General features: G+C 63.0%; 1 protein-coding gene. It reads right to left on the bottom strand.

Annotation, left to right across the window (positions count from 1 at the left end; genetic code table 11):
• Positions 1 to 332 (bottom strand): phospholipase domain-containing protein (locus AB4090_RS15180; protein WP_369574710.1); only part of this gene is annotated, 332 nt, incomplete at both ends.

Here is a 332-nt window from a genome sequence, read left to right as displayed (position 1 = left end):
TCGCGAATCTCGATCTGTTGCGTGGCGTTACTATGCAAGGTGAGACGCAGGTCGCCAGTACGCAGCCCCTCGGCATCTACTTGTAGGGGCGAAGCGCCTTTGCCGTAGAGGCCGCGGATGAAGCCATCGGGGCCGTAGACCATAAGCGCGAGATCTTGCCCATTTGGGGCGCGCAGGGTGTCCTTGAGCTGCGCGCCAGCGCCAACGGTATAGTGATGCGGCAGCGCATGGCTGCCTTCCCAATAAGCGGTACAGACCACGCCCACGGGTGCAGGGTTGTGGATATGGAGCTCGACGCCTTCGGCTTGCGCCCGTAGGTGTAGGCGGGTGGC

This window comes from Acidithiobacillus sp. IBUN Pt1247-S3 (genome assembly GCF_041146875.1).
Classification (GTDB): domain Bacteria; phylum Pseudomonadota; class Gammaproteobacteria; order Acidithiobacillales; family Acidithiobacillaceae; genus Igneacidithiobacillus.
The sequence above is the reverse complement of the archived record's forward strand: the minus strand, read 5'-3'. Positions and strand labels throughout refer to the sequence as shown.